Here is a 16,460-nt window from a genome sequence, read left to right as displayed (position 1 = left end):
CCATTTTTGACCGGGCCGCCGGCCTTTTTTTGGAAAAAGAATATCCGAAAGATTTCACTAATATTACATTGACCGTTTTTTGTTTCATGTTAATGTAATATAGTAACCGGAATGTTACAAGCAAGTGCTGTATTTGCAGGAATAGAAGAAGTCAACACGGCTGAAGTTTATAGCGATCTCATAAAATGAATCTAAATGGATTGTCCAGAAGTAAGGAAGTGAAGAAGTTGAGAATTTGGTTAGCGAATCATTATGCGGTTCCTCCCAATATCGCCGGGATTACCCGCCACTATGAATTGGCGCGGGAGTGGGCGACGGAAGAAAAAGCGGATGTCACGCTGTTTCTCTCCAAATTTGTCCATCCTCGCCGCACCTTCGTCACCGCAGAGGAAAAAAACGCCCTCGACAAGGTTCCGGGACTGAATCTGAACTGGCTTTGGTCCTATCCCCATAAAACCAACGATTTCAAACGGATCATCAATATGGGGAGCTTTGCCGCCATCTTTTTTCTGGCCGGATTGTTCAAACGGAGACCCGATGTGTTAATCGCTTCTTCGCCTCATCTGTTTACCGCATTTTCCGGATGGATGCTGGCAGCGTTAAAGCGGTGTCCGTTCGTTCTCGAGGTTCGGGATCTGTGGCCTGATTCGCTCATTAAAATGGGCGGCCTGAACAACAAACACGTCATCAAACTGCTCACTTGGATGGAATCGTTTCTCTACCGGAAAGCGGATAAAATCATCGTGCTGACCGAACATCAGCGCAAATTTATTGCTGATAAGGGCATTGATCCGGATAAAATCGAGCTGATTCCCAATGGGATCGTCGTCAGCTCTTGGAAGCCGGACCCGTCCAAGCGGGCAGAGTTCCGCCGGAAAATGGGAGTGCCCGAAGACGATTTTGTGGCCATTTATACGGGGGCGCACGGGCCGGCAAATGCCTTGCAATACGTGGTGGAAGCGGGCCGCTATCTCGATCCGGGCATTTCCATCGTACTGATCGGTGACGGCCCGGAAAAGGAGAAGCTGATCAGGCTGAAGCGCGAAAAAGGGCTGGATAATGTTTATCTGCTCGATCCTGTTCCAAAAGCAGAGATTTTCGATTATACGCAAGCCGCCGACGTGGGGATTATCTCCCTGGCTGACAATGAAGTGTTCCGCGGTGCCCGGCCCAACAAACTGTTTGATTACACCTTTATCGGATTGCCGATTGTGACCACGGTTGACGGAGAAGTGCGTGAAATCGTCGAGAAAAACCGGGTCGGGCTCTTCGCCGGGGCGGAGAATCCGGAAGGATTGGCTGAAGCCATTAAAACCGTGCGTTCGTATTCACAGGAGGAGCGCGAAGAGATTAAAAAGAACGGACGCGATTATATCGATCGCGAAGGGGATCGCAAGAAATTAGCACACCGTTTTTATACGATCCTGCAAAAGCTGGTGCGCCGCTAAACGCTTTTCCAGGCGTAAAAAGTGAAAAAACGGACGAAATTTGATAAACTAATTAATGTGGGCTTTTATATTCATCGAGATCATACAAGAATCTCTTGTTTCATATAAATCCAGCTTAGGTAGGAGATGATGAAGGTGTTGCAAGCCCTTCGAAAATTGCTTGATCCGCAAGAGAGGCAATTGAAGAAGTTTTTTGCCCTTGCTGATACGATCGATTCGTTGGAGCCGTCGATGCAGGTTCTTTCCGACGAAGAACTCCGGGCAAAGACGGATGAATTTAAGAATAGGCTGGAAAATGGAGAGAGCTTGGACGATTTGTTGCCGGAGGCGTTTGCCGTTGTGCGTGAGGCGGCGAAACGGGTGCTTGGCATGCGCCATTTCCGCGTGCAACTGGTTGGGGGAATGGTGCTGCACCAAGGCGATATCGCCGAGATGAAAACCGGGGAAGGGAAAACGCTGGTATCGACCCTGCCGGCATACCTCAATGCGCTCACCGGCAAAGGCGTGCACATTGTGACCGTCAACGATTACCTGGCCAAACGGGACCGTGAATGGATGGGACAGGTTTTTGAATTCCTGGGTCTTACGGTCGGACTCAATCTGCCGCAGATGAGCCCGGATGAGAAACGGGCCGCGTACCAGGCGGATATTACGTTTGGAACGAACAATGAGTTCGGCTTTGACTATCTGCGTGACAACATGGTGCTCTATCCCGAACAATTGACACAGCGCGAACTGAACTATGCGATCATCGATGAAGTGGACAGCATCCTGATCGATGAAGCGCGGACGCCACTGATTATCAGCGGTCAGGCCAACAAAGCGACAGATCTGTATTATACGGCCGACAAAGTGGTTCGCCGTTTGAAAAGAGACGAAGATTATACGGTGGATATCAAGACAAAACAGGTTGCGCTTACCGAAGACGGCGTGAAAAAGGTGGAGGGTTTCCTCGGTGTGGATAACCTCTACGATATGCGCAACATCACGCTGAACCATCATGTGCAGCAGGCGCTGAAAGCCCATGTCCTCATGAAAAGGGATGAAGATTATGTGGTCAATGAGGACGGGGTTGTCATCGTGGACGAGTTCACCGGCCGCCTGATGTACGGACGCCGGTACAGCGACGGCTTGCACCAGGCGATTGAGGCAAAGGAAGGTTTGCAGGTGCAGCGGGAGAGCATGACTCTGGCCACCATTACGCTGCAAAACTATTTCCGCCTGTACAAAAAACTGTCCGGGATGACCGGGACAGCCAAGACAGAGGAAGAAGAATTCCGCAAAATCTACAATATGGACGTTTATCCGATTCCCACCAATCGCCCGATGGCCCGCAAGGATTTGTCCGATGTTCTGTATAAGACGGAAGAGGCCAAATTTAATGCAGTCGTCGAGGAAATCGCCCGACGCCATGAAAAAGGGCAACCCGTTTTGGTCGGGACGGTATCGATTGAAAAATCGGAACGGCTTTCCCGAGCGCTCAAAAAACGGGGAATTCCGCACGAAGTGTTAAATGCGAAAAACCATGCGCGTGAAGCCGAAATCATTGCCCGGGCCGGACAGCGGGGAGCGGTGACGATCGCCACCAACATGGCCGGTCGGGGAACGGACATTGTTCTCGGCGAAGGAGTGGCCGAGCTTGGCGGGTTGCACGTGTTGGGAACGGAACGCCATGAAAGCCGCCGCATCGATAACCAGTTGCGCGGGCGTTCCGGCCGGCAGGGAGACCCCGGTTCATCCCAGTTCTTCCTCTCTTTGTCCGATGATTTGATGCGCCGGTTTGGGGCGGAGAACCTGGAAAACATGCTGGAGCGTCTGGGACTGCCGGATGATCAGCCGATTGAAGGAAAAATGTTCAGCAAGGCGGTGGCCAACGCACAGCGCAAGGTGGAAGCCAACAACTTTGATGCCCGACGCTGGGTATTGCAATATGACGACGTCTTGAATCAGCAGCGGGAAATTATTTATAAACAACGGCGGGAAGTGCTGACCAGCGATGATTTGAAAGATGTCGTTCTCGGCATGGCAAAATCGACGATTGAAAATGTCGTGGGCATTCATACCGCGGAAGAGCTGGAAGAAGATTGGGATCTGGAAGCGATCGTCGATTACGTTGAATCAAATCTGCTTCCGGAAGGACGCATTGATGAGGAAGACCTGGAAAACAAAGAGCCCAAGGAAATCATCGAACTCATCTATGACGAGGTTGTCCGCCATTATGAAGAGAAGAAAGAGGAAATGGGCAACGAGCGGTTGCAGGAATTCTCCAAAGTTGTTATCCTGCGTACTGTCGACCGCAAATGGATGGATCACATCGATGCGATGGAGCAGTTGCGTCAGGGGATTCACCTGCGGGCCTATGGCCAGGATAATCCGCTTCGGGCTTATCAATTCGAAGGCTTTGCCATGTTTGAGGAAATGGTGAAGGAGATTCAGGAAGAGGTTATCAAGTATGTCATGAAGTCCGTGATCCGTGAAGAAGAAGAGCTGGAGCGGGAAGAAGTGGCCATCAATGCCGTCGCGCATTCCGGGGGATCGGAAGAGGGAGAGGCGCCCAAAAAGCAGCCGATTCGCCGAAATGATAAAGTGGGCCGCAATGAACCCTGTCCGTGCGGAAGTGGAAAGAAATATAAAAACTGCTGTTTAAAAAACGAAAAAGCAGTTCCAGCAAACCGGTGAGGCAGGGGCTTTACCCTGCCTCTTTCGGTGATAGTGTTTTTTTCTTTTTCATATATAATAAAAATGTTTCAGGAACAGACTTGAGCATGAGGTGATTGATGTGGAAATGAGCGAAGTGAAACAGCATTTGTCCAATACAGCCAAGCAATTGGCGGATATCAGGGGGTCTCTTTGACCTCGATCAGAAAAAGGAACGATTGACTGCACTGGAAGAGAAAATGGCTTCCCCTTCGTTTTGGGATGATCAGGAAGAAGCCCAAAAAGTAATTGATGAAATGAAACAGCTCAAAGAGCTGACAGAAACGATGCAGAAACTGGAGGAAAAGCAGGAAGAGGCGCAGTTGATGCTCGAACTCTTGGCCGAAGAAGGGGAAGATGAGGCGATGGGCGAAGAGTTGGAGCGGGAATTGCGTGAGCTGAAAAAGGAGATCGACGCCTTTGAGCTCACCCTGATGCTGAGCGGGCCTTATGATCGCAATTCGGCCATCCTGGAACTGCATCCGGGGGCCGGGGGAACGGAATCGCAGGATTGGGCGGAGATGTTGCACCGGATGTACGTCCGCTGGGCGGAAAAAAGCGGGTACAAAGTGGAAACACTGGACTATCTGCCCGGTGAAGAGGCGGGAATCAAAAGTGTCACGCTGCTCATCAAGGGAATCAATGCTTACGGCTATCTGAAGGCAGAAAAAGGGGTGCACCGGCTTGTCCGCATCTCGCCGTTCGATGCGTCCGGCCGCCGGCATACTTCCTTTGTTTCTGTCAATGTGATGCCGGAGATTGACAATGATGTGGAAATCGAAATCCGTCCCGATGAGCTGAAAATCGATACCTATCGCTCGAGCGGGGCAGGCGGCCAGCACGTCAACACGACCGATTCGGCGGTAAGGATTACCCACATTCCAACCGGGATCGTCGTGACCTGCCAGTCAGAACGCTCGCAGATCAAGAACCGTGAGCGTGCGATGAAAATCCTTAAGGCACGTCTTTATGAACGCCAGATGGAAGAACAGCAGAAGGAACTGCAAGCCCTGAAAGGGGAGCAGACCGAAATCGGCTGGGGCAACCAGATTCGCTCCTATGTTTTCCATCCGTACAGCATGGTGAAGGATCACCGCACCCAGACGGAAACGGGAAATGTGCAAGCGGTGATGGATGGAGAACTTGATCCGTTTATTGAGGCTTATCTGCGTAAGTTGATGAACAAAGGATAAAAAGAGCCTGAAAAAGAATAGAGGGGTGACCGGTTCATGTCCGATTGGAAAAACGTCCAAGTGGAAAAAGGGGATGCCTGGGCACTTGTCACATTTAACCGTCCGAAAGTGTTAAATGCGCTCAACCGGGAATTGCTGGAGGAACTGGACGCTGTCATTTCTTGGATTGAGCAGGACGAGGAGATTCGTGTTTTAATTATGACAGGCAGCGGTGAGAAAGCATTTGTCGCCGGAGCAGATATCACGGAGCTGCGCCGGATCCCGTCCGCTACGGAAGCGGAGCGCCTGGCCGCATTCGGGCAACGGTTGTTCAGCCGGATTGAAAGCTTGCCGATTCCGGTGATTATGGCAGTGAATGGCTATGCTTTGGGTGGAGGATGTGAATTGGCGATGGCCGGTGATATCATCCTCGCTTCTGATCGTGCTCGCTTTGGCCAGCCGGAAATCAACTTGGGCGTTATTCCCGGATATGGAGGGACACAGCGTCTCGCCCGCCGTGTTGGCACAGGAACGGCGAAATACCTGTGCATGACGGGTGAGATGATCGATGCGCAGGAGGCCGCGCGCCTCGGTTTGGTGCAAAAAGTGGTTGCGGCCGATCAGCTTCTGGACGAGGCGAAGCGATTGGCAAAACAGTTGGCGCAAAAAGCGCCGATTGCTCTTCGGTATATAAAGAAAGCCATTGATATCGGAACAGAAACCGATCTTTCTGCCGGACTTCATTTGGAGGCTTCTTATTTCGGGTTGACCTTCAACACCGATGACCGGGCAGAAGGAATGGATGCTTTTTTGGAAAAAAGACCTCCCCGCTTTACGGGCAAATAGAGTTCGGCAGTTGGTTTCCCTGCTCGTCATTGGTCGGGGAGAATGGGAAAAGGAGGTAAAAGTCGATGGATTTTATTATGGAAAATCCGCAGATTGCGGGTGTAGCCGCCCTGGTAATCGTCCTGATTCTGATTGTCGTGATCAGCTTGATTGTCAGCAAAAAGCGAAAGCGGGAAGTGGCAGAACTGGAACAGATGTTTCCGGAAGGAAGTTTGGGCAGTGAAGATATGAAAATCTCCGTAGAACAAGTGCGCCGTTCCACGTTGAGACGGGAGAAGATGAAGAAGAAGCAGCAGTATATTCCGCGCGAACGGCCAACCGAGCCGCTGCCGGATGAAGATAAAGAAATCATTGTGCGTGACAGCCAAGTCCTGAGCAAGCAGAGCAAACCGGATCGGAAACGGGAAGACAGAGCGGAGAAAGAGAAAGTGGAACGAAGCCGGTCTTCCCGTCTGTCTTCTGTGTCAAAATCAGCGTCAAAAGAAAAAAGCGAAGAACAGCCGAAGCTGGACAAGCTCTACGAACAGGTTGAAGACAAAGAAAAGTCTTTTGCCATCCGGACGAAAACACGCAAGGCGAACCATGAAGAAGAAACGGAAAAACTGGAATCGCCCAAGAAGAAAAAACCAATGGCGCCGCAGAAAGCCGATTCCGAACAGAAGGGCGATTCTTTGGAAAACCGCCGTTTATACAAGCGGAGCCTGTTAAAACCCGATCGCGGGCGGGAAAGCAAAGATCTCGGCAAAGCGACCTTGATTGATACACAGATGTTTACGACAGACGAAATCGCTGCGGCGATGGATGAAAAAGGAAAAAGCTCCTCACGTTCCAAACAGGAATCAGGTAAAAAATGGTTCTCCAAGTAAAGGGTGAGTCGGGTGAAATATAAATTCCTTTTGGCGACAGGGGCAGCTGCAGCCCTCTTGCTGGCAGGATGCAGCACCGCCGGACAGGAACAGCAACAGCAAAGCAGCAGTGCGGCGGATACACCGCAGGAAGTGTTCGCCAATAACTGTTCTGCCTGCCATGGCGGCAACCTGCAAGGGGGATATGGCCCGAGCCTCCAGAAAATCGGCAGCAAATTAAGCAAAGAGCAGATTATGCACGTGATCGAAAACGGGCAAGGGCAGATGCCGCCGCAAACGCAAGTGCCCAAGGAAGCACGGGAAAAGCTGGCCGAATGGCTGTCGCAGAAAAAATGAGGATTTCACATAAGAGGGACCCGGGTCGGCCATCTGCCTGAAATACACAATCGTATTTTGAATTTCGAATCTGACGGCAAACAGAAGAAAGAGATCGGGGATGGCTGGCAGGGGCCGAACGCCGGCTTTTCAGTCGAAGGGGATCGGTGATATTCTGCACCGACCTTTGCGATCAAGGAGCCGGGAGCAAAGAGAATACCAACCGGACTTTATACATGTTGTACCACCTAAAAACGGTGGTCTTTTTTTATGGAATGGTTGAATAAATATTAATATGATTGTATAATGATACATAACTTGCAAAGGTCGTTCCAAAAAAAGAGGTGCAATCAATTGAAAACAGCAGTGATTGGCTCCACCGGCTACGGAGGAGTTGAGTTGATCCGCCTGCTGGCGGCACACCCCCATTTTGAACTGACGAAACTGATTTCAACTTCAAAAACGGGCGAAGCGCTGGATCAGGCGTTTCCGCATTTGCGGCATTTGGGATATGCCTTTTCCGGATTGAATGTGGATGAATTGGCGGAACAAGTCGATCTTGTCTTTTTTGCCACTCCCGCCGGCGTCAGCGGCAAATACGCTCCCGCCCTTGCGGAACGGAACGTGATCGTGGTCGACCTGTCCGGGGATTTTCGTCTGGGCGAGCCGGAGGTTTACGAAGCGTGGTATGGGAAAGAAGCCCCGCCCCGCACCTGGATGGAGAAAGCGGTGTACGGTCTGAGCGAGTGGTTTGGCGACCGGCTGCCGGAAGCACAGTTGATCGCCAATCCGGGTTGTTACCCCACGGCTTCGCTGTTGGCGCTTCTGCCTTTGCTGAAGGAAAAAGTGATTGATCCGGCCATGGTCATCATCGACGGCAAATCCGGGGTATCCGGGGCAGGGAGAAAGCCGGGGCTGGCGACATTGTTTTGCGAAGTGAATGAAAATGTTCGGCCGTATAAAGCGGACCGTCATCAGCATACGCCGGAAATGGAGCGTTTCGCGGAAATCTGTGCCGATTCACCGGTGCGCATCCGGTTTGTTCCCCATTTGGTGCCGATGAATCGCGGAATTCTGATCACCCTTTATGCAACCAACTTGAATAATTATACAAACCGGGATCTGTTTGATTTGTATTGTGAGACCTACCAAAACCGGCCTTTTGTCCGTGTGTTGAAAGAAGGTTGGCCGGAGACCAAGGCGGTGCAGGGGAGCAACTTCTGTGACATCGGCTTCCATGTGGATGAGCGAACGGGAAGCATTGTTGTGATGGCGGCCATTGACAATCTGATGAAGGGGGCGGCCGGCCAGGCAGTGCAAAACGCCAATCTTCGTTGCGGCTGGCCGGAGGAGAGCGGGCTGACCGGGATTCCGCTGTATCCGTAAGAGAGAAGACCAGGAGAAAAGGAGGAGAAGAGAAGTGGAGACAATCAAAGAGCGCGTGCAGAAGCAGATGTTTTCCGTGGCTTCCGATGCAAAAATCACATTTCCAAACGGGTTTGTCGCTGCGGGAATGCATGCCGGCATCAAGCGGAAACGCCCGGATTTGGGATTGCTTGTTTGCGAAGTGCCCGCCTCCGTGGCCGCTGTTTATACGACCAACGCTTTTCAGGCAGCTCCGCTGAAAGTGACACAGGAGAGTCTCGGGGCCGGGCGGCGCATTCAGGCAATTGTGGTCAACAGCGGGATCGCCAATGCCTGCACGGGACGAAAAGGGTTGGAAGATGCTTATCAAATGAGGAAAAAGACGGCCGATTTGCTGGGGATTCCCGAGCATTTCGTTGCTGTCGCCTCGACCGGAGTGATTGGTGAATACCTGCCGATGGAGCGGGTGGAACAGGGACTGGATCAATTGGTTCCCCGGTTGCAAAAAGGGGACGACAAATTTGCCCAGGCGATCTTGACAACCGATACGTGCACCAAACAAGTGGCGGTAGAACTTCAGATCGACGGAAAGTGCGTCAGGATTGCCGGTGTGGCCAAAGGGTCCGGGATGATCAAGCCGAACATGGCCACGATGCTCGCTTTTATCACCACCGATGCCGTCATCGACTCCGATGTGTTGCAATCCCTTTTGTGGAAAGAGACCGATCTCTCTTTTAATATGATCACCGTCGACGGTGACACCAGCACCAATGACATGGTGATTACGATGGCCAGCAATTTGGCCGGCAATCAGCCCCTCGGCCGCAATCATCCGGAGTGGAACCAGTTTCGTGCCGCATTTGCCTATGTGTGTGAAGAGCTGGCCAAAATGATCGCGCGCGACGGAGAAGGGGCGACCCGGCTGATCGAAGTGAAGGTGGCGGGAGCCGGGTCCGATGAGACTGCGCGGAAAGTGGCCAAGGCGGTCGTCGGTTCCAATCTGGTAAAAGCGGCCATCTACGGCGCGGATGCCAACTGGGGACGGATCGTTTGTGCAGCCGGTTACGGTGCGCCCGATCTGAATGCAGACGCGGTGGAAGTGCGTCTGGGAGAGATTCCGGTTGTGCGTGAGGGACTTCCTCTTCCCTTCGATGAGTTGGAAGCGGAGAAGGAGCTCAAAAAAGAGACGGTGAGGATCACCCTCGATCTGCATCAGGGAAATGGGTGCGCGACCGCCTGGGGATGCGATTTGACCTATGAATATGTCCGGATCAACGCCAGTTATCGCACGTAGTCCGCAGGGAACGGAAGGAGAGTATCAATGGGAAAAGTGATCGTCGTCAAGGTTGGCGGAAGTGTTCTGGAAAATCTCGATCCCGGATTTTTTGCCGGCTGTGCCCGAATGCAGAAAACAGAGGGGCTCTCGCTCGTGATCGTTCATGGAGGGGGCCCGTTTATTTCCCGATGGATGGAGCGAATCGGCAAAAAACCCGCCTTTGTTGACGGACGCCGCGTTACGGATGGGGAAACGCTGAACATTGCTGAAATGGCCCTGGCCGGACAGGTGAACAAGGAACTGGTTTCGCGATTTGCCCGTGAGGGAGTGGCGGTGCTGGGATTGAGCGGAGTCGATTTAAACCTGTTACAGCTTGAACCGGAAGATCCGAAGCTGGGGTATGTTGGTAAGGTGACCGCTGTCCATGCGGAACGGCTGCAAACGATTTTGCAGCAAGGATGGTTGCCGGTCATCGCCTCTCTCGGAATCGACGGGCAAGGAAAGGTTTTGAATGTGAATGCGGATGAGGCGGCAGGGGCAATCGCCCGGGCGCTTGGGGCGGAACAACTGGTCATGGTCAGCGATGTGGATGGCGTCTACATCGAAGACACTTTGCTTTCCCATATGAATCCGGCGATGATCGAAACTTATATTGCCCAAGGTGCGATTACGGGGGGCATGATCCCCAAAGTGCGCTCGGCCGTTCGCTCTCTGGAGGGGAGTGTCAGGGAAGTGAGGATTGTCAGCGGCAAAAAAGCCGGCATATTTGACCCCGTTTCGGGAACGCGAATTTTGAAAGAGGGGGTGGACGAACATGTCGCTCTTTCCCACATACGTACGCCATAATGTCCGTTTTGTAAAAGGAAACGGGGCGGTTTTGGAAGATGATCAGGGGAAAACGTATCTCGATTTTGCTTCCGGAATCGGGGTTACCAATCTCGGGCATAATCATCCGCGGATCAAGCAGGCCTTGCTCGACCAGGCCGAAGCAGTTTGGCACACTTCCAATCTGTTTCAAGTGCCGGCACAGGAAAAAGCAGCGCAGCGTCTGACACGCCTGACCGGTCTGGGAGCGGTTTTTTTCTGCAACAGCGGAGCGGAAGCAAACGAAGCGGCAATCAAACTAGCCCGGAAATGGGCGCAAGAAGCCAAAGTGATCAGTGAACCGGAGATTATCACTTTCCAGGGGTCTTTTCATGGCCGTACCCTTGCCACCTTGACGGCGACCGGCCAGGACAAGGTGAAACATGGGTTTTCCCCGCTCCCGCGCGGATTTCGCACTGTTCCCTTCGGCGATCTGGAGGCGGTGAAGCAGGCGACAGGAGCGACGACCGCTGCCGTTCTGCTGGAACTGGTTCAGGGAGAAGGTGGAGTGCGCCCGGCTGATCCCGATTTTATCGAGGGGCTGTCCGCGTGGTGCAAGGAGAAAGAGATCTTGCTGATGGTGGATGAGGTACAGACCGGAATCGGCAGAACGGGAGCGGCATTTGCTTTTCAGACGTACGGTCTGAAACCTGACGTGATCACGGCTGCCAAGGGATTGGGCAACGGCTTCCCGATCGGAGCGATGATCGCTAGGGAAGAATTGAAACCGGTGCTGGGCCCGGGAACACACGGTACCACATTTGGAGGCAACCCTCTGGCGACTGCGGTGGCCGCTGCCGTGCTGGCTGAGCTGGAGGAGACCCCGATCCTGGAAGAGACAAAAGCCAAGGGTGAACTCTTTGCCCGGCTTTTGACCGATGAACTGTCGGGGTTGCCGGGGATGGTTTCCGTGCGGGTGAAAGGATTGATGGCCGGGGTGGAGTTTGACCAGCCGGTGGCCCCGATCATCACAGCGCTTCTCGGAAAGGGGCTGGTCACACTTCCCGCCGGAGAAAAGGTGCTGCGCCTGTTGCCCCCGCTGATCGTTACGGAGGATCAGATCAGAAGAGCGGTTCATCTTATAAAACAAACCTGCCTGGAGAGGTTTGAGCCCGCAGGCAGCGGTCGATAAGCAAGATCACCGGAAGAGAGTGTGAGAAGCCAACGGAACGAGGAGGAAACAGATCATGTCATTTGCTTTGAAAAAAGACCCATTGGCACGGCTGAAGGGGCAGGATTTTCTCAGTCTGCTGGACTGGTCTCCGGACGAGGTTTCCGAACTGCTGAAGCTTACGCAGAATGTGAAGAAAAACAAGGAAGCATGGCTGGAACAGGCGCCGCTGAAGGGGAAAGGAATCGCGATGATCTTTGACAAACCGTCGACCCGCACCCGCGTCTCCTTTGAAGTGGCCGTTCACGGCTTGGGCGGATTCACATTGCAACTGCGCCAGGATGAATTGCAGCTCGGCCGCGGGGAATCCGTCGAGGATACCGCCCGCATTTTATCCGGATATGTGGACGCCGTCGTCATTCGCACGTTTTCCCACGAGATGGTGGAGCAATTGGCAGAAGCCGCATCCATCCCGGTGATCAATGCATTGACGGATCGGTTCCATCCCTGCCAGGCAGTGGCCGATGCCTTTACGCTGTTTGAACAAAAAGGGAAGTTTTCCGGGGTGAAACTGGCCTATATTGGAGACGGAAACAACGTTCTTCATTCCCTCATGATGGTGTCCGCGTTAACAGGCATGCACCTGTCCGTCTCCACACCGGCCGGATATGAGCCTGACACTGCCATTTGGCAAAAAGCCGAGGAGATCGCCCGATCTACAGGAGGAACCCTTTCATTCCATTCCGATCCGGCGTCCGCCGTCAAAGAGGCCGATGCCGTTTATACCGACGTCTGGGCCAGCATGGGGCAGGAGGAAGAAAAAGAGTTGCGCGCGGAAGTATTTGCCGGCTACCAAGTGAATGAACAGCTGATGGCCCAGGCGAAAAACGATGCAGTCTTTATGCACTGCCTCCCCGCCTATCGAGGTCTGGAAGTGACGGAAGCGGTGATCGACGGTCCGGCATCCATAGTCTTCCGGCAGGCGGAAAACCGTTTGCACGCCCAGAAGGCTTTGCTCATCGCCTTGTTGGGAAACGCATAGGACAAGAAAAAAGCCGCTCTCGAAGATAGAGACCGGCTTTTTTCATGAATGTTTACTGGTTGACCATATAGCTGGAGATTTTTTGCTCAACGGCGGTGGAAACGGATGCCGTTCCGCCGAGAATATATCCTTTTTGGAACACCGTTTGATGAGCAGACAGATAGTTGTCTACCGGGGTCGGCAATGAATTTGGCATGGTCAACAAGATCGGTGACTGGGTCAGTCCTGCAAGCGGCCCTCCGGACAGGGCGTCAGGGAATGAATCGCCGCGGGCAAAGACGATCGAGGACGGTTTGACATTGAAATAGTCGGCCAGGTTGACTCCCACCTCAAAGCGGTTGGCTCCGCCGATGCGCACAACCTGTTTGCCCATTTGCTCCAATTGCGCTTTTACATTATCCGAAACCGTTCCCGGACCGCCGACGATTATATATTCATTGATCTCCGGATGTTCGGAAATAAACGCTTTTGTCTCGTCGGGGATCGAATCGGTCAATACTTGCAAAATCGGCATGCCGTTTTGCCCGGCGATTCCCGATGCCGACAGCGCATCAGGGAAAGTGAGACCGCTGGCGATAAACGCTTTTGTTTGCGTTCCGCCGTCGACCACCTGATCAGCCACGGAAGCGGAAACTGCGAAGCGGTTTGGACCGGCAATCCGTTCAACATCAGTGATTCCAAGATTGTGGAGCTGTGTTTCCACATTGGCCGAAACGGAGCCCGTTCCACCCAGGATGATCACCTTGCCCGGTTTGCGCCTTTGTAATTCCAATTGAACCTGGGTTGGCAGAGAATCGGTTGTGGTCAGCAAGATCGGCGATTTGTTTTTGGCAGCCAACGGACCTCCGGAAAGCGCATCGGTATAAAGATCGCCGCGGGCCAAAAGCACCGTATCCGATGAAATGTTGAGAGCTGACAATTCTTGGCTGACATTGGACGACACTTCATAACGGTTTGCCCCGGACAGCCGTTTTAAGTTCGGGTTGACACTGGCGGCATCGATCGCTGCTTTCACATCCTTGCGAATGTTGGGAAGATCGTTATAAACATAGTCCCCTGGACATTCAGTGCCAGGTGTGTATTTGGAATCGCGGTGGCCGGCGATGTTTGGCATATTGTAGTCCACTTTTGGCACACTGGGGTCGTTGTAGGGATAATCCCGCACAAAATCCGATTTGCCCACCGGATTGATGTTGTTGATTGATGCTTCATAGGCAAGCAGTTTCACCAGCGAGTCGCGAATGTTTTTCGGAAACGGTGCGTCCTGGTAGTTACCCATCAAAGAAACGGAGAAACCTCCGTAGTTAAAGGCATAGGTTCCTGCTCCGACAACGCCGTTGCTCAGCACTTCATCGTCTTTTCCTTTACGCCCTTCATAGATCCGTCCATCACTGCCGATGATGGCGTTATAACCGATATCGCCCCAACCGCGCGTGACAGTGTGGTAATAGTAAATGGAGCGAATACGTGCCGCCGGATCAGGATCATCGTTTGGCGTATCCGTATGGTGAACGAACAGGTGCGTCACCGGATGATATTCACGCGGCCAGGTCTCAACTCCGTCTTTAAAGCGCAGCGATTCGTCAGCCCCCCACTCTGCCCGGGAGACGACATCAGGCTTGTTCACTGCGGCATCGACTTTATCGAAGAGGATTTCCCAGAACGGCTTTTTGGATACGATTTTTTTGCCGTCGCGCGAGTTAATAAAGGTTACTTTGATATCCTTGATCCGTGGCAAAACTTTTTTGTTTCCGGTAAGATGGACTCGGTATTGCAGGTAACGTCCGTTTCCGGCATAAATCAAGTCGCTGAATGTTTCCTCCTGATTTGGATGAGGACCTACATCATCCGATACTTCGGCCACTTGCCAGTCGGACCATTTTTGCCCGTCCGCAGAGAAGCGAACCTCCACCTTTGTATTCCGGGCGCCAAGATCCTTGTTTTTCGACCGGTTTTTCCAGTGGATGCCTACATCGGTAAACACAATCTTCGACTTGATCACGGGCGAAGTATAGACGGCTGTGTCATCAGCTTGTCCAACTGTAAGTACCGCCTGCTTTCCTTCCGTTTCCATCTTGATGTTTTGCTTTTTCCCGTTGAAATCGCTCTGCAATTGATCCCGTACATCGCTCGCCATCACTTTGACCACCGGCGGATTAGCCCAAGTGGAAGGACAGACTGGAAGGGAAAAGGCAATTGCTGCGGCTACACCTGAAGCCAAAAGGATGCCCCGTCTGTTTTTCAATCCGGCCATAGCGTTCCTCCTCAGAGAAAAAAAGGATGTTGTACAAATAGATGGAATAGCCGAGCTGGAATAACACCAGTTGCAAACCCGAACTGTCCTCTATCTGCAGAAATGGAAATTTTCCATTGCAAAATATTATTCGAAAAACTTAAAAGAGAATCAGCGTCTTTTTAACCGCTATTTGTGAACAATTATTTAAGATTGATTTGTTTTTATTTTCGATATATTTTCAATACAAGAGCTGTTTATTCAGATTAATTCCGGCCGTGAAGACATTGGCATCCGTGCTACCCGTCAGGGCCGAGACATCTCCATGACTGTCTAATTGGTATAAATATGTTTTCCTACTAAATCGAAAATCATGGTTTTTAAAATCACTTTTAATTACTTTTGCTATTTTCTTTACTCCTTTTCTTTCGGATCAAATTAAACAACAAACGTTCATTAATTCGATAATGAATACACAATGAACATGACAATAATCACTAATGCAAGAAAGAGAGAAAGAAAATACTTTTGACCAGAAAAGCTCTTCACAAGATCTTCAACAGAGCTATATAACATTCGAATATAAAAAGGACCTAAAATAATTAACCTGATCAAAAGGTTTTTGCTCTTTTCCGCCCATTTCCAGAGGAGGATGGTGATCATGGCCGTAGTGATTAAAATTGTTATGAGTATTCCCGGGTGTTTAGACGTTGTGAAAATTTTGGGTCAAGTGTGCGCAACCTGATAAGAAGTACTAAAGCAAAATTAATTGAAAAACAGAAATGGTGTAGTACCAGTACACTTATAACAATGACTCATTTATTTTTCTATTTATCATTATTAAATAATCCCGGATTTAATAGGTTTTATAAGAAAGATTAGAATGGCAATCACGGCAAAGATGACCGCAACAATAAGGAATGTTTTTTTCTCTACTACTCTTTCCTCCATAATGTAATCTATTCCATAGCTAATGGCTGCTAACATGAAGTTGCTTCCTAATAAATAGTCAATCCATGGAGGGATCAAGTCCAAAATTATGTGTAAATTTCCACGGTCAGAAAAAGTCGGCGTTCAACTTATGCGTGTGACTTTTGGCTGAGGTTTTTCTTTGGATTTTCGCCACTCCAAGTACTCGGTCATGTCCAAGTACTTTCTACCACTGGCCCATTTTTCGTCCACTTCCATCAGTAGTGCTCCCAGCAAACGCAACGCGGAAGCTCGA

At 51.4% G+C, this 16,460-nt stretch carries 13 protein-coding genes and 1 pseudogene; 11 read left to right on the top strand and 3 right to left on the bottom strand.

Annotated features, from left to right (window positions below; genetic code table 11):
• Nucleotides 1-227: 227 nt before the first annotated feature.
• From I8U19_RS06655 to argF, 11 genes are all read left to right on the top strand, one after another.
• On the top strand, nucleotides 228-1,448 hold the full coding sequence (locus I8U19_RS06655) for a glycosyltransferase family 4 protein (protein WP_198055524.1): 1,221 nt from the start codon (nucleotides 228-230) through the stop codon (nucleotides 1,446-1,448).
• A gap of 135 nt (nucleotides 1,449-1,583) precedes the next feature.
• On the top strand, nucleotides 1,584-4,127 hold the full coding sequence (gene secA, locus I8U19_RS06650) for a preprotein translocase subunit SecA (RefSeq protein ID WP_198055523.1): 2,544 nt from the start codon (nucleotides 1,584-1,586) through the stop codon (nucleotides 4,125-4,127).
• A 100-nt stretch (nucleotides 4,128-4,227) separates the two neighbouring features.
• A protein-coding gene (gene prfB, locus I8U19_RS06645) for a peptide chain release factor 2 (RefSeq protein WP_181735394.1) occupies nucleotides 4,228-5,338 on the top strand; the annotation gives its coding sequence in 2 pieces (ribosomal slippage) (nucleotides 4,228-4,299 and nucleotides 4,301-5,338; 1,110 coding nt in all).
• A 36-nt stretch (nucleotides 5,339-5,374) separates the two neighbouring features.
• The gene (locus tag I8U19_RS06640) at nucleotides 5,375-6,163 is read left to right on the top strand and encodes an enoyl-CoA hydratase-related protein (RefSeq protein ID WP_033100348.1); all 789 of its coding nucleotides are present in this window, start codon (nucleotides 5,375-5,377) and stop codon (nucleotides 6,161-6,163) included.
• Nucleotides 6,164-6,228: 65 nt separating this feature from the next.
• Complete coding sequence (locus tag I8U19_RS06635) at nucleotides 6,229-7,029, top strand: hypothetical protein (protein ID WP_198055522.1); 801 nt, start codon at nucleotides 6,229-6,231, stop codon at nucleotides 7,027-7,029.
• A 12-nt stretch (nucleotides 7,030-7,041) separates the two neighbouring features.
• Nucleotides 7,042-7,365 carry a c-type cytochrome gene (locus I8U19_RS06630; RefSeq protein WP_033100346.1) on the top strand — a complete coding sequence of 108 codons (324 nt, stop codon included), beginning with the start codon at nucleotides 7,042-7,044 and terminating at the stop codon, nucleotides 7,363-7,365.
• Nucleotides 7,366-7,698: 333 nt separating this feature from the next.
• Nucleotides 7,699-8,730, top strand: coding sequence for an N-acetyl-gamma-glutamyl-phosphate reductase (argC, locus tag I8U19_RS06625; protein ID WP_198055521.1), 1,032 nt, complete (start codon nucleotides 7,699-7,701; stop codon nucleotides 8,728-8,730).
• A 67-nt stretch (nucleotides 8,731-8,797) separates the two neighbouring features.
• Complete coding sequence (argJ, locus tag I8U19_RS06620) at nucleotides 8,798-10,003, top strand: bifunctional ornithine acetyltransferase/N-acetylglutamate synthase (RefSeq protein WP_033100537.1); 1,206 nt, start codon at nucleotides 8,798-8,800, stop codon at nucleotides 10,001-10,003.
• Between the two features lie 27 nt (nucleotides 10,004-10,030).
• Entirely contained in the window at nucleotides 10,031-10,831 is an 801-nt protein-coding gene (gene argB / locus I8U19_RS06615; protein WP_198055520.1) for an acetylglutamate kinase, read from the top strand.
• On the top strand, nucleotides 10,800-11,981 hold the full coding sequence (locus I8U19_RS06610; protein ID WP_198055519.1) for an acetylornithine transaminase: 1,182 nt from the start codon (nucleotides 10,800-10,802) through the stop codon (nucleotides 11,979-11,981). Before argB ends, I8U19_RS06610 begins: the two co-directional genes overlap by 32 nt.
• A gap of 55 nt (nucleotides 11,982-12,036) precedes the next feature.
• A complete protein-coding gene (gene argF / locus I8U19_RS06605; RefSeq protein WP_198055518.1) occupies nucleotides 12,037-13,002 on the top strand; it encodes an ornithine carbamoyltransferase in 966 nt (321 codons plus the stop codon).
• Between the two features lie 52 nt (nucleotides 13,003-13,054).
• Here argF and I8U19_RS06600 read toward each other — a convergent pair whose 3' ends face one another.
• The 3 genes and pseudogenes from I8U19_RS06600 to I8U19_RS17870 all read right to left on the bottom strand — a co-directional run.
• Nucleotides 13,055-15,256, bottom strand: coding sequence for a cell wall-binding repeat-containing protein (locus tag I8U19_RS06600; protein ID WP_198055517.1), 2,202 nt, complete (start codon nucleotides 15,254-15,256; stop codon nucleotides 13,055-13,057).
• 819 nt (nucleotides 15,257-16,075) lie between these two features.
• Nucleotides 16,076-16,222 (bottom strand): hypothetical protein, encoded by a 147-nt coding sequence (locus tag I8U19_RS06595; RefSeq protein ID WP_198055516.1) that lies wholly within the window; start codon nucleotides 16,220-16,222, stop codon nucleotides 16,076-16,078.
• A gap of 87 nt (nucleotides 16,223-16,309) precedes the next feature.
• Nucleotides 16,310-16,460: pseudogene (locus tag I8U19_RS17870) on the bottom strand (IS256 family transposase); the annotation flags it as partial.

Origin of the sequence: Thermoactinomyces sp. CICC 10523, assembly GCF_016055105.1 — a bacterium.
Taxonomy (GTDB): domain Bacteria; phylum Bacillota; class Bacilli; order Thermoactinomycetales; family Thermoactinomycetaceae; genus Thermoactinomyces_A; species Thermoactinomyces_A daqus.
The sequence above is the reverse complement of the archived record's forward strand: the minus strand, read 5'-3'. Positions and strand labels throughout refer to the sequence as shown.